This is a genomic window from Pseudomonas sp. AC172 (assembly GCF_979258595.1).
Genome location: NZ_OZ409868.1, coordinates 2,167,488 through 2,185,489, shown reverse-complemented (window position 1 = coordinate 2,185,489; position 18,002 = coordinate 2,167,488). Strand labels below are relative to the sequence as shown.

Annotated in this window: 14 protein-coding genes and 2 pseudogenes; 3 read left to right on the top strand and 13 right to left on the bottom strand. The window is 59.3% G+C overall.

Annotation, left to right across the window (positions count from 1 at the left end):
- Positions 1-358 precede the first annotated feature (358 nt).
- The 6 genes and pseudogenes from ACZ0A4_RS09695 to ACZ0A4_RS09670 all read right to left on the bottom strand — a co-directional run.
- Positions 359-1,312 carry a D-2-hydroxyacid dehydrogenase family protein gene (locus ACZ0A4_RS09695; protein ID WP_463574338.1) on the bottom strand — a complete coding sequence of 318 codons (954 nt, stop codon included), beginning with the start codon at positions 1,310-1,312 and terminating at the stop codon, positions 359-361.
- A gap of 13 nt (positions 1,313-1,325) precedes the next feature.
- On the bottom strand, positions 1,326-2,375 hold the full coding sequence (locus ACZ0A4_RS09690; protein WP_463574337.1) for an alpha/beta fold hydrolase: 1,050 nt from the start codon (positions 2,373-2,375) through the stop codon (positions 1,326-1,328).
- Positions 2,376-2,462: 87 nt separating this feature from the next.
- Positions 2,463-2,897, bottom strand: coding sequence for a YqaA family protein (locus tag ACZ0A4_RS09685; protein ID WP_463577522.1), 435 nt, complete (start codon positions 2,895-2,897; stop codon positions 2,463-2,465).
- The gene (locus ACZ0A4_RS09680) at positions 2,897-3,343 is read right to left on the bottom strand and encodes a DUF411 domain-containing protein (RefSeq protein ID WP_463574336.1); all 447 of its coding nucleotides are present in this window, start codon (positions 3,341-3,343) and stop codon (positions 2,897-2,899) included. Before ACZ0A4_RS09680 ends, ACZ0A4_RS09685 begins: the two co-directional genes overlap by 1 nt.
- A gap of 319 nt (positions 3,344-3,662) precedes the next feature.
- Positions 3,663-4,190 (bottom strand): annotated as a pseudogene (locus ACZ0A4_RS09675) (methyl-accepting chemotaxis protein); the annotation flags it as partial.
- A gap of 333 nt (positions 4,191-4,523) precedes the next feature.
- Positions 4,524-5,654, bottom strand: a pseudogene (locus ACZ0A4_RS09670) (HAMP domain-containing protein); the annotation flags it as partial.
- A gap of 382 nt (positions 5,655-6,036) precedes the next feature.
- On the opposite strand from ACZ0A4_RS09670, the gene ACZ0A4_RS09665 reads away from it, so the two are divergent.
- Positions 6,037-6,564, top strand: a complete 528-nt coding sequence (locus ACZ0A4_RS09665; RefSeq protein ID WP_141129313.1) for a hypothetical protein — start codon at positions 6,037-6,039, stop codon at positions 6,562-6,564.
- Between the two features lie 60 nt (positions 6,565-6,624).
- On the opposite strand, the gene ACZ0A4_RS09660 is transcribed toward ACZ0A4_RS09665, so the two are convergent.
- The 6 genes from ACZ0A4_RS09660 to ACZ0A4_RS09635 all read right to left on the bottom strand — a co-directional run bounded on the left by ACZ0A4_RS09660 (position 6,625) and on the right by ACZ0A4_RS09635 (position 14,096).
- Positions 6,625-7,563: a GNAT family N-acetyltransferase gene (locus ACZ0A4_RS09660; RefSeq protein ID WP_463574335.1), complete on the bottom strand. Its 939-nt coding sequence runs from the start codon at positions 7,561-7,563 to the stop codon at positions 6,625-6,627.
- Complete coding sequence (locus tag ACZ0A4_RS09655; protein ID WP_463574334.1) at positions 7,551-8,849, bottom strand: AMP-binding protein; 1,299 nt, start codon at positions 8,847-8,849, stop codon at positions 7,551-7,553. The genes ACZ0A4_RS09660 and ACZ0A4_RS09655 overlap by 13 nt, the downstream gene beginning before the upstream one ends.
- A gap of 43 nt (positions 8,850-8,892) precedes the next feature.
- Positions 8,893-11,289: an aldehyde dehydrogenase family protein gene (locus tag ACZ0A4_RS09650; protein WP_463574333.1), complete on the bottom strand. Its 2,397-nt coding sequence runs from the start codon at positions 11,287-11,289 to the stop codon at positions 8,893-8,895.
- A 1-nt stretch (position 11,290) separates the two neighbouring features.
- The gene (locus tag ACZ0A4_RS09645; protein ID WP_463574332.1) at positions 11,291-12,421 is read right to left on the bottom strand and encodes a LuxE/PaaK family acyltransferase; all 1,131 of its coding nucleotides are present in this window, start codon (positions 12,419-12,421) and stop codon (positions 11,291-11,293) included.
- A gap of 11 nt (positions 12,422-12,432) precedes the next feature.
- Positions 12,433-13,680, bottom strand: coding sequence for an MFS transporter (locus tag ACZ0A4_RS09640; RefSeq protein ID WP_463574331.1), 1,248 nt, complete (start codon positions 13,678-13,680; stop codon positions 12,433-12,435).
- A 275-nt stretch (positions 13,681-13,955) separates the two neighbouring features.
- Entirely contained in the window at positions 13,956-14,096 is a 141-nt protein-coding gene (locus ACZ0A4_RS09635) for a hypothetical protein (RefSeq protein ID WP_007918111.1), read from the bottom strand.
- 158 nt (positions 14,097-14,254) lie between these two features.
- On the opposite strand from ACZ0A4_RS09635, the gene ACZ0A4_RS09630 reads away from it, so the two are divergent.
- On the top strand, positions 14,255-14,443 hold the full coding sequence (locus ACZ0A4_RS09630) for a hypothetical protein (protein ID WP_273916767.1): 189 nt from the start codon (positions 14,255-14,257) through the stop codon (positions 14,441-14,443).
- Positions 14,444-14,461: 18 nt separating this feature from the next.
- Here the strand turns inward: ACZ0A4_RS09630 and ACZ0A4_RS09625 are convergent, their stop codons facing one another.
- On the bottom strand, positions 14,462-14,839 hold the full coding sequence (locus ACZ0A4_RS09625; RefSeq protein ID WP_095050747.1) for a fe2+ zn2+ uptake regulation protein: 378 nt from the start codon (positions 14,837-14,839) through the stop codon (positions 14,462-14,464).
- 807 nt (positions 14,840-15,646) lie between these two features.
- Here ACZ0A4_RS09625 and pvdQ point away from each other — a divergent pair.
- Positions 15,647-17,992 (top strand): bifunctional acylase PvdQ, encoded by a 2,346-nt coding sequence (gene pvdQ / locus ACZ0A4_RS09620; RefSeq protein ID WP_463574329.1) that lies wholly within the window; start codon positions 15,647-15,649, stop codon positions 17,990-17,992.
- The last annotated feature ends 10 nt before the right edge of the window (positions 17,993-18,002 follow it).

Below are 18,002 nucleotides of genomic sequence, written 5' to 3'. Positions count from 1 at the left end.
AGGCCAGATCCTAGAGCGGGCCAGAGCAAATGGGTAAATTGTTCGACAATCGGTTTGCCGTTAACGGAAGTCGTGGTCTGGAAGGGTAAACGCACCGACGAAGTGCAGGTTTTTCTTTGGGGAAGGGCTAAAACGGTGACTGGGTAGTCACGACTTTGTGCTAGCGGGCAGCGCGGGCGCACTGTTGTGGTGCGGGCAGTTTGTTGAAAGGGTGACTGTGAATGCCTCTTCGCGAGCAAGCTCGCTCCCACAGGAGATCTTCAGTGGACAGAAAATCTGTTCCTGGCACAGATCCAATGTGGGAGCGAGCTTGCTCGCGAAGGCAGTGGTCGCTACACCAGCGCAATGATGGGAAATCTCAGTTCAGCAGGCGAATCGGCTCCCCAGCCGCCCATCCCTGAATATCCTCGATCATCTGCGAAAAGAACTGCTCATAGTTCTGCCGACTGACATAGCCCACATGCGGCGTCGCCAGCACATTGTCGAGTGTGCGAAACGGGTGCATCGACGGCAGTGGTTCCTGCTCGAACACATCCAGCGCCGCCCCGGCGATGTGCTGCTTCTGCAAAGCCTTGATCAGCGCCGCTTCATCGACAATCGGCCCGCGTGCAGTGTTGACCAGCAGTGCCGTCGGCTTCATCCAGCCCAGCGCCTGCGCATCGACCAGCCCGCGACTGCGCTCGCTGAGCACCAGATGCACCGACAACACATCGGCCTGCTCGAACAGTGCCTGTTTGCTCACGTACGTAACGCCAACCTGTTCAGCCCGTTCGGCCGTGAGGTTTTCGCTCCAGGCGATCACCTTCATGCCGAACACCTGGCCAAACTGCGCCACACGTTGGCCGATGCTGCCCAGACCGAGAATCCCGAGGGTCTTGCCATGCAAGTCACCGCCCAGCCCTTGCTGCCACTGGCCGGTGCGCAGGGCGTTGGCTTCTTTCACCAGATTGCGTGTCGCCGCCATGATCAGCGCCCACGTCAATTCCGGCGCGGCGTGCTTGTAACTGTCAGTGCCGCAGACCTTGATCCCGAGTTTTGCCGCCGCTCGCATGTCCAGCGCGGCGTTGCGCATGCCGCCGGTGACCAGCAGTTCAAGGTTGGGCAGGCGCTTGAGCAGGTCTTCGTCGAATCGCGTGCGTTCGCGCATCACGCAAATCACCTGATAGCGGCCCAGCCGCTCGGCCAGTGTTGCGTTGTCGGCCGGGTAATCATGCTCGAACGTCACTTCACCGAGGCTATCGAGCATTGACCAGTCGACCACATCGCGAGCCACGTCCTGCCAGTCATCGATCACTGCAATCTGCACCGCCATCAGCCTTACCTCTTCAACGAACGGGATTGGTTGTATTCAGCCAGCCAAGCAACGCCTTGTGGAACTGCGCCGGTTCTTCCATTTGCGGCGCGTGGCCCATGCCGGGAAATTCCACCAGCGTCGACTGCGGGATCAGCTTGGCCACATGTTTGCCGAGCACCTCATAGTGGCCGATTTTCGCTTTCACCTCAGGTGGCGCGAGATCCTTGCCGATGGCTGTGGTGTCGGAGGTGCCGATCAGCAGCAGGGTCGGCATCTTCAAGTCCTTGAACTCGTAGTACACCGGCTGGGTGAAAATCATGTCGTAGATCAGCGCCGAGTTCCACGCCACTTGCGTCTTGCCCGGGCCTTTGCTCAGGCCGGCGAGCATGTCCACCCAACGGTCGAATTCCGGTTTCCAGCGGCCGTCGTAGTAAGTGGTGCGTTCGTAATCACGAATGCCTTGGGCGCTGACTTTCAGCTCACGTTGATACCACTGATCTACCGTGCGATACGGTACGCCGAGGGCTTTCCAGTCTTCCAGACCGATCGGGTTGACAAGTGCCAACTGCTCGACCTGTTCCGGGAACAGCAAGGCATAACGGGTGGCGAGCATGCCGCCGGTGGAATGGCCGAGCAACGTGGCTTTCTGAATGCCCAGCGCTTTGAGCAACTGCTGAGTGTTGGTCGCCAGTTGCTGAAAGCTGTACTGATAGTTGTCAGGTTTGCTGGAGGTGCAGAAGCCGATCTGATCCGGCGCGATCACCCGGTAACCGGACTCGCTCAAGGCCTTGATCGAACTGTCCCAGGTCGCTGCGCAAAAATTCTTGCCGTGCATCAGCACCACGGTGCGGCCATTGGCCTTGCCGTGGGCGGCGACGTCCATGTAACCCATTTGCAGGGATTTGCCCTGAGACTGAAACGCAAAGTGTTTAAGCGTGTAGGGGTACTCGAAACCTTGCAGTTCCGGGCCGTATGCCGGGCCTTCCGGCGCGGCTTCGCCGGTCGTGACAGCCTGAGCTGACAGGGGCAAAGCGGCGCAGAGGAGCAGGGAGGGGAGCCAACGGGAAAACGTGACAGACATTAGGTCAAACTCCGTTTGAAATCAGCCGATGCTGGAACGGCTGGATTATGCCGACGTTAAACACAGGCAATGCGCGCGCCCGAACGTTCAACCCAGCCAGCCCAGCGTCAGCATGGTCAGCACGCCATAACGGGCACCTTTGGCCAGGGTGACAATCAACAGGAAGCGCCCGAGCGGTTCGCGCATGACGCCAGCAACCAGCGTGAGCGGGTCGCCAATGACCGGCAACCAACTCAGCAGCAGCGACCAATGCCCGTAGCGCTCATAGTGTTTGCGCGCCTTGGCCATGTGCGCGGGGCTGACCGGAAACCAGCGGCGATCCTGAAAGCGCTCGATGCCGCGGCCCAGCCACCAGTTGACCAGCGAACCGAGTACGTTGCCCAGCGTTGCCACGGCCAGCAGACCCCACAGCCAGTAACGCTCGCTGATGAGCAAACCGACCAGCAATGCCTCGGACTGCAACGGCAACAAGGTGGCCGCACCGAACGCGGCAAAGAACAGCCCGAAGTAAGCGGCGCCGATCAATGGGCCGGGTAGTCCGCCACCACCACATCAGCGCCGTCCTTTTTCAGGCCGATCACTTGATAAGCATCGCTCATGCCGTCCATTTCCATGCCCGGCGAACCCATCGGCATACCTGGAGCAGCCACGCCGAGCAGATCGTCACGCTTGCTCAGGGCCAGGACCTGCTCCGCCGGCACGTGGCCTTCGACGAATTTGCCGTTGATGATCGCGGTGTGGCACGACGCCAGACGCGGCGGCACGCCATGTTGCTGCTTGAAGCTGCTCATGTCGCTTTCGACGTGGTCTTCGACTTTGAAACCGTTGGCTTCGAGGTGGCTGATCCATTTTTTGCAGCAACCGCAATTGGCGTCACGATGGACTTCGATCGGGATCAGGTCGGCGGCTTGCGCCAGGGAAGAAAGGAACAGGGCGCTCAGGGCGACCAGACGCAGATGGGTTCGCATAACGGATTCTCGGCTCGGGTGACGATCGGAAAGCAGGCATTTTGACCGGTTTTTTCCGCCGGGCATCAACGCAATGTTTCCAGTTGTTGCAAAGGGGATTGGCAGGATGATCGTAGATCAATGCTGACAGGTTGCTGAGCGTGAGATGACAAATTTGTCAGGTGGCCACATCTGGCGATGGTGTGAATCTGTGGGAGCGAGCTTGCTCGCGAATGCGGTCATTCAGACACTGAAGCAGCGACTGGCCGATTGCTTTCGCGAGCAAGCTCGCTCCCACAAGGGTTATCTGTTGGGCAGAAACCCTTGTGGGAAGCAGAGATCAGCGCACTTTGAAGCGCCCCATGATCGCGCTCACCCGGCTGTTGGCCTCAAGTAACTGGTGGGTGTTGAGCTCGCTGGCTTTGCCGCTCTGCACCAGCTCATCCACCATGTGGCGGATTTGCACCATGCTGCGGTTGATCTCTTCGGTCACGGCGCTTTGCTGCTCGGCGGCGGTGGCGATCTGCGTGCTGAGGCTGTTGATGTGGCTGACCGAGCCGGCCATTTCATCCAGACCCGAATTGACCCGTGCAGTCGCGTCGGCAGCCGACTGGCAACTGGCCTGGGTGTTCTCCATGGCGCTGACCGACGAGCTCACGCCTTGCGTCAGACGCGTCAACATCTCGTTGATTTCCGAAGTGCTGGCCTGGGTGCGCGCGGCGAGGGCACGAACTTCATCAGCAACCACGGCAAAACCGCGGCCCTGTTCACCGGCGCGCGCGGCTTCGATGGCAGCGTTGAGCGCCAACAGATTGGTCTGCCCGGCAATCGCGCCGATCACCCCGAGAATCTCGGTGATGCGCTGGGCATCCTGTTGCATGTTTTCGACTTTGTGCGTCGCGCTGGCCACTTCATCGATCAGCGCCACGACACTGTTGGTGGCTTCGCCCACCACCACACGCGAACGGTCGGCGTTTTCGTTGGCGCGCTGGGTGAACGCGGCGGTTTCGGCTGCATTCTGCGCCACGCTTTCTGCCGTCGAACTCATCTCGGTGATGGCGGTAACGGTCTGATCGGTTTCCGAGGCGTGGCGCAGCAGGATCTGGCTGGTGTGCGCCGAAGTGCGTTGCAGGTTGTCGAGGCTGGAAGCCATGGCGCCGGTGGCCTGGGTAACTTCGCCGATCATGTTTTGCAGGTAGGCAATAAAGGTGTTGACCGAATGGCCAATGGCGCCAAGTTCATCTTCGGCGCGGATGGTAATACGGCGAGTCAGGTCGGCATCGCCGCTGGACAGCAAATCGATGTTGGCTTTCAACGCTTTCATGCGCTGCACCAACTGGCGAATCGCGTAGACCTGCAACAGCACCAGCAGAATCACCAGCGGAATCTGCAACAGGCTCAGGGTGCTGAGGACGTCATCACGCTGGGCGGTGAGCATTTTCGTTGGCAGGGCGCTGGCGAGGAACCACGGCGTGCCTTCAATCGGGCGCATGAAGAAAGTGCTGGCTTCACCGTTGTTGTCGAACTCGATGCGTTGCGCCTGATCGCGGTTCTGCAACGCGGCTTTGACCTGGCTGGCGAAGGTCGACGTGCCGGCCAGTTCGCTGATGTTCTTCAGCACGATCGGGCCACTGATGCGCGAGCTGTTACTGATGATCTTGCCGTCGGCCTCAATGATCAGCATCTCGGCGTTGAGGTCTTTTTCCTTGCGCGCCACCAGATCGTTGAAGAAACCGAGGGTGACGTCGATGGTCGAAACGCCCCAGGCGCTGCCGTTTTTCTGGATGGCCATGGCGCAGTTGGTACGCGGTTCGGCGCTGGCGTCATCTTTATACGCTGCCGCCCACGCACATTGGCCGCGCGGTGTGGCCATGCCGCCCTTGTACCAGCTCTGGTCGTAATAGTTGGGGGCCGCGTCACTGTTCCAGAACGTATTCACGGCCAGTTTGCCTGACGCGTCGCGGTGCCAGAACGTACTGAATTTGTTGCGCCCGGCTTCACGCTGCCCCGGCAGCGGCCAGATCCCGCCACCGAATACCTTCAACTCACCGTACTGATCGACCAGGCCTGGCAGCACCGTGTCGATGGCGGCGCTGTCGAGCAGCGGGATGGTCTGGGTGATGCTGCGCTGTTGCGCCTGCACTTTGTTCAACTCGCCCTGAATCTGCTCGGCCACTTCGGCGATGCGGTTGAGGACTACCTGTTCTTCGGTATGGCGCAGTTTCGGGGCGACCAGTTGGCTGATGCCGACAACGGTCAACACCGACAACAGCAGGATGAACAGAACCAGAAACAGCGTGTAGCGAGCCTGAATAGTGCGGAATGCGGGCATGGAGACCGGTCCTTGAGCAGCGTTTCTTATTAGGGGGCGGGGGTAAAACAGTGCGGGTATCCACAGCGTATCGTCGTTGTGGCGAGAAGCTTTAGGTACTCACGTCCTAAAAAGTGCAGGTGCCGATGACTGGTCAGTATCAGGGTCGATACATAAACGCAGATCAGCGCACCCAAGTGCGCGTCACCCCGATGTTCATTTCATTGTCATGACAGCTCTGGGGCACGATTTGCGGGGCGTTGGGCTTTTGTATCGAGAATGTACAAGAATTGTAAAAAAGTGCAGAAAGAGGTTGGTGCCATCAGTTCGCCCGCCGATACTCGCGCCCATTAATGGTGCTTGGCACGGATATTTTCATGGTCATTTCACAGGGAGTCTTCTCATGACGATCGGTATTGTCGGTGGTTGGGAGAGCAAGGCAGGGGTTCTGGTTCGAAACACCGGCGCAAAAAAACAGGTGGCCCAGAGCGTCAAGGTGCAGCAGATGCTGACCATGGTCGGCAACGATCCCAACGCACTGAATACTGCTGAAATGGACAAGCAGGGTTTGCGCAAGCAGATCAAGGGTTTTGATCCTGCGAATGTGTCGGTCAAACAACTGGGTAACCTGAGCGCTTTTCTGCGTGGCCGCGGGCTGATCTCCGAGATCACTTCGTTTACGTTGATGAACGCCGGTGACAAGTTCGACCGTTTCGGCGTGACGACCGATGTCGATGCGAAATTCAATGCGCTGGAATATTTCGCCACCCAACTCGATGCCATCCAGACCAACGGGCTCAATGGCAACGCCTACGGCAAGAACCTGATTCCCGAGTTCAAGAAAGCGATCTATGTTCTGCAGAACCTCAAGACCTACGGTGAAGGCAATGCCGCGAAACCGGTCGACGAGGGCGTCAAAGCCAAGGCTTGAGCCCACCCGGTGTAGCCCGTTCAACGCTTGAACGGGCTGGTCGAGGTAAAGACTTTTGGTTCAAGACAGCGGCGACGCCTCGCTGGCGCGCGGGGTGATGTGTTGTTGCGCCTGATCATGCAATCGCTGGATGTGCGGGCAACGCAACTCCAGCGTACGCGGCTGATATCCACGATGAAACAACGCCAGCCATCCCGCGCAACGTTCATTCGGGGCAATCCCGGTGAAGACAAAGCCCATCGCCGAGAAGCTTTCCACGGCGCTGGCGAAACCCGTTGCCAGCCTGAGTCTGATCGAGATCATCCAGTGTCCGGGCAGTTGTCGTAGCTGTTTAAGTAAAGAGCTATCGAGTTTTTTCAGCGTCAAGTCATAACGCCCGAAAGAGTGTTCGACCTGCATCGGCGGCCCCACCCAAGGTGGTTCTTTTTCCTGCACCCCGTACACCTCGCACAAATGCTCCATGAGTTCGCGACAGCTTTGCGGCCATGGCAACGTCGGGAGCGGGCGGCGGTAACCATCGACAGGGGTGTAGCCGATGACGATGGACTCCGGCAGTGCTTCGCCAAACGGCGAGGGCACATAGTCGAGCAACAACCCACTGCTGCAAAAGCCGAGCCGGTCAGCCATGCGTTGGGTATAGGCGTGCTGTGTCACTTGTTTGATGGTCACACCGTGGCAACCCAACGCTTGCGCATGGATCAACAACCGAATGCCTAACTGGGTGGCGATGTTCTGCCCGCGAGTCGACGGATGGACAACGCTCAATGCCAGTTCCGCTGTGTGTGATCCGCAGTTTCGGCACAATGTGGCGTGACCGAGGATTTTCTTGCCGGATTCCGCCACCAGGGAATGCCAGCGTCCATCGCCATGGTTCTGGTTGATCATCAAAGGCAAATACACGTGGGGCTGCACGTAATGGTCGCCATAGATTTCGCGGAACAAACGGCTGACGGCTCCGGCGTCGGAGCGGCGATAACTGCGCAGCGTCACGTTGTCCATGGGCATTGCTCCGGACGTGGGGTTGCGTAACTGCGCAGGTCGACGACTCGTTGGCTTTTGCCGGAGCGCGGATGGCGAGCGAGCTCTTCGGCTGTGCAATGGGTAATCTGCAACTCGATTAACCGATCCGCGCAGAGTTGCGTCATCAACGGGTATTGCTTGATCAATTCCCCGTGCAATGTTGTGTTGGCGCAAGCTGTCAAGGGTTTCAGCGCATCGGGCACCCACTTCAGAAGCAAGATGTCGATGTTCGCCGATTGGCTGATGACCAGTTGCCAGTCGTTGCAGGTAGTGCGCTGGACGATTCTGTCGATGTCCTCCATCAGCAGGGTCAGGCTGCTCACCCGCACGCGCTGACTGCTCCCGCTACGACCCAACAAGGCAAACTTGCGCATGGCCGTCGAGGCCGGTTCTCGCCAGCAGGCGAGGTCGCCCACCGGGTAACGGATCAACGGCATAAGCCGGCGGGTGAGGTTGGTCACCACCAACCGTCCGCTACGATCGCATTCCTCAATCACTTCACCGGTGTGCTCGTCGATAATTTCCAGCACGCTGTGGCTGGCCAGCATGCGGTGTTCGCCAAAGGCACAATCGCGGCTTGTGGCGCCGATGAACCCCGCGTCGACACTGGCGTAGCCGATGGAAGCGAACCGCGCATTGGGGAATACCCGGCGCAATATCTGCAGTTGCCCGGCGAACAGGCTTTCGCCGCCGTAAAGCACGGTCTCGACTTCGGCCAGACTTTGCGCCTGGCGCTCCAGCACGCTGGCGAATGTCAGCAATTGTGCAGGCACGCCGGCCAATACGTTGATCCGGTGCTGACGGATGGCGTCAGCCAGCACACCAGGGTCGACGTCGCCGGTAAAAGGGTATTCGGTGACGCCCGCTGTTTCGTGCGCCAGTGCATCGTGGATAAAGATGAAACTGGCATACAGATCGCCGACAAAAAACAGATTTGCAACCCGGTCTCGCGGATTCAGTTGGCTCGCCAGATGGTGACCGAAGTCGCGTACAAGTGTCTGCCACTCCTCGCGGGTAAACACCGAAAGTCTACCGGCGCTGGTTGTTCCACCGGTCTTGAACAGCAGTGCACGTTCAACCATTGAGGTCAGAACGGGCCAATGCTCCAGGTTCTCGCTACTTGCCCAGTATTGTTGTGGGTCGATCAGCGGAAGTTCATCCAGTGTCGTTATCTGTGGCGCAACGTTTTGCAAATGACTGGCGTAATAAGTTGAGTGCTGTCGGGCGAAGGCGAGCAACTTGTTCAGTTCAAGTGTGATGTTCATGGTGTTCTCTTTAGTTGTTCAGGTACGGGACGATGCTGGCTCTTTAACGGCGAGCGTCGACCACGGGCGGTATCTTTCCGCTGTGTCTGTTTCTGTCGAACTGTTGCGGCTCGCAGGTTTGCGCTTGCACGGTGAGAAGCCCGGTTCGCACGAGGGTCGCCAGCGTCGCGTAGCCTTCCAGTCGGCGCAGGATGTCTGCGGCGGCACCGGGGCTGCGAATCAGCAGGCGTTCGAGGCCGTCAGGGGCGTGATCGAGGTGCAACTGAAACGGTGCTTGCAGATGCAGGGCGAGCTGGTTCAGGCAGATGAAATCGCTGCCGATACGCAGGAGCTTGCCGTGCCGCTGCAGCAGTTCGAAACGCGGGGAACTCAGCCCGCACGAGCAATCGCCGAGCAACCAGCGCCCGGTGTCGCCGACGTCATAACGCTGAACCTGCTGGCCCTCGCGGGCTTTGGCGGTGAACAGTAAACGGCCAATTTCATCGCCAGCGACCGGTACGTCCTCTTCCAGTGCGACGATTTCCAGATGCTGGATCGCGTCCATCAGATGAAACACGCCATCGCCGGTCGCGGCGCAGGCATGCCCGAAGGGGCCGGCATCGACACTGCCGTACACCGCCGAGCGGATGCTGGCAACGCCACAGCGCTGCAACAGTTCGCGGCACTGATCACTGATGTGTTCACCGCCGAGAAAGACTTTTTCGATGGCGCCATAACGGCTCAGACGCTGCTGTTCGTTGAGGAACAAACGATGCAGGGTGCTGGGCATGCCGATCAGTACCGTCACGCGCTGTTCGATGATGACTTGCGCAATATCGCTGTAGTCATCGTCGGCCGGAGCACCCATTGGCAGGTGGCGGGCGCCCAATATTTCCAGAACTTTGGCAAAACTGAAGAAGCCGCCGTACAAACCGCCACTGAAGAACAGGTTCATCACCTTGTCTCGGCTCGGGTCGAGACCTGCCGCAAACAACCCGTCGGCCGTTGCGCGCATTTGTCGTTGAAAATCGCGGTAGCTATAACCCGCCAGCGCCGGTGTGCCGCTGCTGCCGCCAGAGCGGAAAAACAGTTGCGCTGCCGCTGTGGTCGGTCGTGCGATAAACGCTTTTTTGTCGGTGATTGGCAAGCCTGTCAGCATCGGCGCGCCAGTTGGCCGGTCGAGGGTCATGTGGGTGGGCAAATGCGTCGGCGCAACGCTGACCGACACCCGCCGGCTCAGGCGCTGCAGGGCATAGACGCCATCGTGGGGTTCGCCATCGTAGCCGTCGTGAATGGCGTTGATCGGCGCAATTCGGCTGACACCTGCTGCAATCAGCGTACGCGACAGTTCACCGATGTGCGTTTCGCCGCACGCCAGCGCACAACTCTGTAAAACGTTGCGCCAGGGCAGCAGGGTTTGTGTCAGTCGCGCCCGTGGCAGGGGTTTGAGCAACACCGTGCGAAACAGCGGCGAGGGCGCGAGTAACTGGTCGTGGCTCCAGATCACCCGCCATCCCGGTGCGCTCCAGACCTGCGCCGTCACCCCGGAAAAACTCTCGCCCAGACGCGTCATCAGGGTGCAGGTGGTGATCTCGCTGGCCTCCTGAGCCGTGGGGATCAGCGCTGGCCATTGCCCGGCGCGGCGCTCGAACGCCTTGGCCAATTCGCTGCCGATTGCTTGCAGAACGGCGGGTTCGTCGCTGTCGACCAACAACCATTGCGGGCTGGAGCAGGCTTGCTGGTCCAGTCGGCAGACCTCATCGACCAACGCGTCCAGTGCCTGCGACGAGGCGGCATCCGGCGTCAGGTAGGCGAAACTGATGCGGTGCCCCCAGTCGATCCAGCGACAACCGGGCGGTAACTGTTGGCGGATCGCTTGTAGTGCCGCTTCGCCACCCCACGCCGAAACGCCGTTGGCCATGTTGCACAAACGACCGATTTGTTCCGTCGCCACTGGCAGCACGGCCACGTGATAGCGCAGCTGGCCGGTTGGGTCGCATTGCACCAGCGCGTGCAGCAAGCGCGCCGTCAGGCCCTGGTCGCTGCGGCTGGGACGTAACCAATTGATGTTGCCGGCCAACAGGCTTTCAATGATCGCGCAACACGCCAGTAGCGGTGCGTTGGCCGGTGTGATGTGGACCACCAGTCCCAGCGGACTCCAGCGCTCAAAGCGCGATTGCTGATGATCGATACGTCGCAGCGATTCAGCCTGATCGCCCAGTTCGCGCTCAAGCTTGAGTTGCAGAGCATGGGGCTGACAGAAGCCGATCAGGGCCTGGCGTTGTTCTTCATCCAGCGGCAGTTCGGCACTTTGCAATTGCTGGGCAAACTGTGCGGCGGCAGTCAGTACGGTGGCGCTGTCCAGCGGCGTACTGAGCTGTTGTGGCAAGGTCGGATGCAGCAGCGCCAGTGCGTTGTCGAGGTCGACGTCCGCGTGCAGTTCTCCGTTGATCAGGTACATGTCAGTGCCTCCCCAGTAATTCGGACGCGGCCATCGCGCAGCTTCTGCCGACCGTGGTGCCTGCGCGGCCATGCAGTTCGAACCAGTCACTGGCGAGGCCGCAGTCACAGCTCGAAGCGGGGTGCAATGTCGCCAGATCGCTCATCACCACGGCGTGCGCCGGGCTGGACGAAATATAGGGCGAAACGAACCCCAGCAAGCCTTGCTGGCCGTAGGGTTGAACGGAGAAGTCCTGCGGATTGCGTACGTAAGCCTTGGTGTAAACGGGCACATGAAAATGATGGTGGGCACATTCGATGTAAGGCACCGCGTGCTCGACCGCGCCGTAACCGTCGCGGCATCGTGACGTTGCGATACCCAGTTGTCGGGCGATGCGCCCATACAGTTGTTGTTTTGAAATTTCCTCGCGGGCCTGTGTTTTCCAGCCGCCGCCGAAGAACACTAGCGAATCGGCCGGCAGTTTCAGCTCAGGCACACCTGTGGCCTGCATATGCTGCAAGGTCTGCCAAAGAAACGCCGGGAAACCGAAAATGCGCACGGGCAGGCCTTCCTCGGCGAACGATTGCAGGGCCGCGATGACCCCGAACACATCGAACTGGTGGCCATCGCCGTTGCAGCGCAAGGCGTAGACAACTCGGTTGACGGGCGCAAAGCGGCAAAGGAACTGGTCGGTATAGGACGTTCCCAGTGTGATCGCACCTTGCGGTTCGTAGCTCAGCAGCAAGTAGTTGCACGGCCTATCCGGTGTGTTCCAGCCGTAATGGCTAAAGATCTGCTCGACCATGAACTGCGCGGCCGACAGGCTGCGTTGGTCATAGCGCATGCGGCTTTTTTGGCCACTGGTGCCGGAGGATGTCAGTTCCAGGGCATTCTCCCCGGTCGGGCTGAGCAACAGTTGCTGTTTGAAAAAACTGGCCAGAATCGGCGGCAGTCGGGACCAGTCATCGAGGCTGTCCAGATCCTTCACATCGAGGCCGTTGGCGTTCAGCCAATGTTCGTAGCCGGGGGTGTGCTGGCAATGAAACCGACTGATTTCGGTCATGGCCTGGTCGAACAGTCCCGCAGGCACAGAATCCGGGCAATAGGGGGCTGGCAACGCGCAAAGCGCATCGCTGGCGGGGAAGTGGTTCATTCAACATTCCTTTATTGAGTGGAAGCGGAGTCGGACGGTGTGGATTGCAACAATCCCTGCACCAGAGGCAGGCACATCAGGCCGCTGAAGGCCGCGCAGATTGCGAAAAGCTCGAGGCGGGCGCCACCGCCGATGGCGGCAATCAATGAGCCGCCGAGCCCCATGACCGCAATCGAAATCATGCCGGCCAGCGCCGAGACCAAGCCCTTGCTGTCGGCGCTGGCAAACAGCGCCAGCCGGTAAAGCGCAGCGTTGCTCATTCCCAGCCCGACCGCGTACAACGCCAGGCTGGCAACCACTGCGCCGAGTCCAGCACCGCACAGCGCGCAGGCAATCAATGCCACAAGCCCCAGACAAAAAGGCCAGAGCGCCAAGCGGATCAGCCGGGATAAAGAGTGCGTAACCAGCAAGCGGTCGAGCATCAGATTGCCGGTGATAACGGCGGAAAAAACCGGAATCTGCCACAAGGCATATTGCAGCGGCGTCAGCCCGAGCAGCTGAATGAGCAGCAGCGGTGCCAGGCCGATCCAGGCGATCAGCGGCAGGCTCATGAGCCCCAGTGCGAAACTGGCAGCGAGGAAGCGACGATTACCCAAGAGGGCTCGGTAGCGTTGACCGGTCTGGCGCCAGGAGCAACGTACGGCGGCCTGCACTTGCCCATCACGGCGAGTGACCCCGACCGTTTCCGGCATGCAGACGAAAAGCCCCAGCCAGACCACTGATGCGGCGAAAGCCAATCCCAGAAACAGTTCGCGCCAGGACAGCCATTGCAACAACAGAATGCCCAGTAACGGCCCCACCAGCGGTGAGAGCAGGGCGATATTGCCGAGCAGCGCCATCAAGCGTACCGCATCAGCCTCGCAGAACACTTCCTGAAGGGCCGGATAACTGACCGCAACCACAAAACCAAGACCCATGCCTTGCAGCAGTCGCAGCAAATTGAAGGCTTCAATGCTTTGGGTGAAGAATGCCCCCGCGCAGGCCGCCGCAAACAATGCGCAGCCGATCAACAATACCCGCCGCCGCCCCCATTGATCGGACAGCGGCCCAATCAGCCATTGCAGGCAGACACCGCCGATCAGATAAAGATTGAAGGCGTTCGGCACATGACGCACATCGGCGTGAAGTTCGGTTGTCACGCTCAGCATGGCTGGCATGATCAAGTCGCTGGCCATATACGTCAGAAGTTCAAAAGCGCTTAACGCTAAACAGAAGCCGAGCACGTGTCGCGGCCCGAGCTGTATAAGAGTTCTCTGCATAAACGTCCCTGTTAGTGAGTGGAGGAAAGTTGCCAGAGACTAGTGGGAGAGGCATGCGTGACCTATTGTTTTGCTGCGACATTAGATTTCAAATGCTTGCAACTTATTTAGCGAATCCGGTTTACGTACATGGCAAGTTACAACTGCGTAGGAGAGTCGAGCGGTAAAAACAGAAAAGCCCGCAACAGGGCGGGCTTTGTTTGAAGTTGATCGGGCTTGTTGATTTCCTGCCGCACTCTGTTCATTGGCAAGCGGGCAGGGCGAACAATCCTGTTCTAGCGATGTTGGTAATAGCCAGGACCACCTTGGTAGTAACGGTGGTGATCGTCATGCCAGCCGCCGTGGGGGAAGATGATGCAGCCACTCAGGGTCAGCAGGGCAAGAACGGGAATCAGCCAGGTGATTCGACGCAGCATTTTGAAAATTCCTCATGGTTACGCCGTCATGAAGCCAAAACTCTTCATCGGCTGTAACATGAGACCCCGATTGCAGCGGCGCATCCCCGTAGAACGGTATGTGCATGGCATGCAAACGGATACAAACCGGATACATTTAAAAGTTTCAGGAAGCCGCAATGACCCACAAGCAACGCTTGATTTATTCGATTCTGATCGCCGTGTCGGTCCTGGCGATCATGCTTGGCCTGTCCTGGCTGCAAAACGCCGGGATGATCTCGGAGAAGACGTTCCAGTTCGTCGCCATCGGTGTGGCGGTGATCGTGGTGGTGATCAACGGCGTGATGCGCCGCAAGGTCAAGTCCTGACGGCGATTGCCACACGCTTCAATCGTGGTTGAGGACGGCCGCAGCCTGTGGATGCAGGCTGTAGCTCTTGTCTTCATTGAAGGTGATCACACCTTCGGCGCACAGGCGCTTGAGCACTTCGCGGACACTGAGGAAGGACAGCGGAATATCCAGATCCAGCAATTGGCTGTGGACGCCGCGCACGCCCAGACGCCGCTCGCTTTGTGCGGCGACCAGCAGGGCATCAATGACTTTCAGACGAATCAGGCTGGTGCGCAGCCCGAAACTTTTCAGCAGCAAGCGGATGCGTTCGTTACCGTGACGCTCGACGCGTTGCCCGAAATCGCTCGCGTGGGGGCTCATGGAAACTCCTTTGGGTGCCTGGCTACCGTCCGTTGGTAGTTGCGAGTTGTACATGCGATTACTCCTTTTCAGAGCCTGATCGGGGAGGGTTTTTTTGCTCTCTCTAAACAAGACGTATCAGCACGACAAATCATGAAAGAAAAAATGTAGAAAATTTGTCGGGGGTTTGTCTTTTTCTTGTGATTCTGGGTTGAGATTGCGTTGGGCCTGGCGGCCTTTGGGCCGACCATGCTGTTGGGTTTTGGGTGTATATCCGTTTTTTTTGGGCGTTGTGGCTGGCGGTTCCGCTCTTACAGCGACTCACTTTTCCAGACGCCGAAAAGTAAGCAAAAGGCTGGGCCCCGGCGTTCGGCCCGCTCGCTGGGGCTCGGGGTTCCTTCGTTCCGGGATTGATCCGGGGGCATCGCCTACGGTTTGCTTCGCTGCACCTCCTCTCGATGCATTTGGCTGCGCCAAACGGTCGCTGCGCTCCCACCCCCGGATCAATCCCTCCACTCAGCCTGCCGAAGGGGCCAGCACGGCAAGATCAAGAGCTGCAGCCGAGCTAACGCTCATCCTGTTGAGTGGTGAGGAGCGGGGGGGGGGGGGCGGCTTTTGATTTGCTTCCGAATTTGAGTGCGGCTCGGTATTTCATGTCGGTGTATTTCTCGCAATCACCTCGGTCAGTTCCCTCTCCCTCCGGGAGAGGGCTAGGGTGAGGGGCTTTTGATTTTGCGTTCGGGGGATTGCGCGGAGTGCCTAAATTTTTTCCTCTGACTTCGTTTCTTCGACAGGCTCATTGCGCGTGGACGCGTGGGTGTTTCCAGGGCGGGTCCGCGCAAGCGCCTGATCCGCTCTTTGGCATGTCGATCAGGAGCGAGCGTGATTATTTCCAGACAGTTAACCGGACTGACCTTGGCCGGCGTGGTTTTTGGCTTGAGTGGTTCGGCCCATGCGTTCAGCCCGGCGACGGATGTCAGCGCCGATATTCGCCGCACTGCTTTTGGCGTGCCGCATATCCGCGCGCAAGACGAGCGCGGGCTGGGTTTTGGCATCGGCTATGCCTATGCCCAGGACAATCTGTGCCTGTTGGCCAACGAGATCGTGACGGTCAATGGCCAGCGTTCCCGTTACTTCGGCCCGGATCAGTTCACCGTCGAACAACGCGAAAACCGCGTCAGCGACGTGTTCTTTACCTGGCTCAATACGCCTGAAGCGGTCAAGGCGTTCTGGCAGGCGCAACCTGCGCAGGTGCGTGATCTGGTCGAGGGTTATGCCGCCGGCTACAACCGTTATCTGGCCGAGCGCCGTCCGCAAGGCTTGCCGCCACAGTGTCAGGGCGAGTGGGTGCGAGATATTGCACCGGAAGATCTGGTGAAGCTGACCCGCCGTCTGTTGGTCGAGGGCGGTGTCGGCCAGTTCGCCGAGGCCTTGGCCGGTGCTACACCGCCGCATGCGATCGCCGCAATCGAACAAGACGCGCAGGCCTATCAGTTGGCCGATGCGCGTCAGCAGCGCTTTGCCCTGGATCGTGGCAGTAACGCTGTCGCGGTGGGCAGCGAGCGCTCCTTCAACGGGCGCGGGATGTTGCTGGCCAACCCGCACTTCCCTTGGGTCGGCGGCATGCGCTTTTATCAGATGCACCTGACCATTCCCGGCAAACTCGACGTCATGGGCGCTGCCTTGCCGGGGCTGCCGATGATCAATATCGGCTTCAATCAGCACCTGGCCTGGACGCACACGGTCGATTCATCGAAACACTTCACGCTCTATCGTCTGCAACTCGACCCGAAGGATTCCACCCGTTATCTGCTCGATGGCAAATCTCTGCCGTTGAACAAACAAACCGTCACCGTGCAGGTGAAACAGGCCGACGGGCAAGTGGTGCCGGTCTCGCGTGATGTCTACAGCTCGCAATTCGGGCCGATCGTGCAATGGCCGGGCAAGCTCGACTGGGACAATCAGTTCGCCTACAGCTTGCGCGATGCCAATATCGACAATGATCGGGTGCTGAACCAGTGGTACACGGTGAATCAGGCGTCCACGCTTTCGGAACTGCAGGATTCGGTGCACAAGATTCAGGGTATTCCGTGGGTCAACACTCTGGCCGTCGATGACAAAGGCCAGACGCTGTACATGAACCTGTCGGTGGTGCCGAACGTCAACGCCGAGAAACTTGCCAAGTGCAGCGACCCGCGTATCGGCACACAAATGATCGTGCTCGACGGCTCCAACAGTGCCTGCGCATGGGACATCGACCCACAAGCTGCGCAGAAAGGCATTTATGCCTCCAGCCAATTGCCGCAACTGCTGCGCAAGGACTTTGTCCAGCACTCCAATGACTCTGCGTGGCTGGCCAACCCGGCGCAGCCGCTTACCGGTTTCTCGCCGTTGATCAGTCAGGATGGCCAGCCGCTGGGCTTGCGCGCCCGGTTTGCTCTGGATCGTTTGAGCACACTGAGCAAGAAAGGGCCGTTGGCGGTGAAGGATCTGCAGCAGATGGTGATGGACGACCAAGTGTATCTGGCGACGCAAGTAGTGCCGGATCTGTTGAAGTTCTGTGCTGCAGACCTCGGCGCCGATGCTCAGGCCCTTAAACCGGTTTGTGTCAGCCTCAAGGCCTGGGATGGCCGCGCCAATCTCGATTCGGGCGTGGGCCTGGTGCACTTCCAGAACATCATGCAGGCATTGCAGGCTTCGCCGGATGTCTGGCGCGTGGCGTTCGATCCCAAGGATGCGCAACACACTCCGCGTGGCCTGGCAGTCGAGCAGCCAGCGGTGGCCAAGGCGTTGCGTGAGGCCATGCTGGCGTCGGTCGAATCGAGTACAAAAATGGGTCTCACGCCGCAAACCCGCTGGGGTGATATCCAGGTGGTCAGCAGTGGCGGGCAACAGACGCCGATTCACGGCGGGCCGGCTACCCTCGGAATCTACAACGCCATCCAGAGCGTGCCCCGTGAGGACGGCAAACTCGAAGTGGTCAGTGGCACCAGCTACCTGCAAGTCGTGACCTTTGACGACAAGGGCCCGCACGCCCAAGGGCTGCTGGCGTTTTCGCTGTCGAGCGATCCGGCGTCGAAGTACTCGCGGGACCAGACCGAGGCGTTCTCGAAGAAACAGTGGAGTGTGCTGCCGTTCACCGAGCAGCAGATTCAGGCTGACCCGCAGTATCAGGTGCAGACTGTTCGTGAGACGTTGGACAAGGCCGGGAACGTTGCCGCTCAATAAACCTGAGCGT

Excerpts from the sequence above, each read along its gene's own strand:
- ACZ0A4_RS09695 (WP_463574338.1), bottom strand. The coding sequence starts at position 1,312 with ATGGCGGTGCAGATTGCAGTGATCGATGACTGGCAGGACGTGGCTCGC.
- ACZ0A4_RS09690 (WP_463574337.1), bottom strand. The coding sequence starts at position 2,375 with ATGTCTGTCACGTTTTCCCGTTGGCTCCCCTCCCTGCTCCTCTGCGCC.
- ACZ0A4_RS09680 (WP_463574336.1), bottom strand. The coding sequence starts at position 3,343 with ATGCGAACCCATCTGCGTCTGGTCGCCCTGAGCGCCCTGTTCCTTTCT.
- ACZ0A4_RS09665 (WP_141129313.1), top strand. The coding sequence starts at position 6,037 with ATGACGATCGGTATTGTCGGTGGTTGGGAGAGCAAGGCAGGGGTTCTG.
- ACZ0A4_RS09660 (WP_463574335.1), bottom strand. The coding sequence starts at position 7,563 with ATGGACAACGTGACGCTGCGCAGTTATCGCCGCTCCGACGCCGGAGCC.
- ACZ0A4_RS09655 (WP_463574334.1), bottom strand. The coding sequence starts at position 8,849 with ATGAACATCACACTTGAACTGAACAAGTTGCTCGCCTTCGCCCGACAG.
- ACZ0A4_RS09650 (WP_463574333.1), bottom strand. The coding sequence starts at position 11,289 with ATGTACCTGATCAACGGAGAACTGCACGCGGACGTCGACCTCGACAAC.
- ACZ0A4_RS09645 (WP_463574332.1), bottom strand. The coding sequence starts at position 12,421 with ATGAACCACTTCCCCGCCAGCGATGCGCTTTGCGCGTTGCCAGCCCCC.
- ACZ0A4_RS09640 (WP_463574331.1), bottom strand. The coding sequence starts at position 13,680 with ATGCAGAGAACTCTTATACAGCTCGGGCCGCGACACGTGCTCGGCTTC.
- ACZ0A4_RS09635 (WP_007918111.1), bottom strand. The coding sequence starts at position 14,096 with ATGCTGCGTCGAATCACCTGGCTGATTCCCGTTCTTGCCCTGCTGACC.
- ACZ0A4_RS09630 (WP_273916767.1), top strand. The coding sequence starts at position 14,255 with ATGACCCACAAGCAACGCTTGATTTATTCGATTCTGATCGCCGTGTCG.
- ACZ0A4_RS09625 (WP_095050747.1), bottom strand. The coding sequence starts at position 14,839 with ATGTACAACTCGCAACTACCAACGGACGGTAGCCAGGCACCCAAAGGA.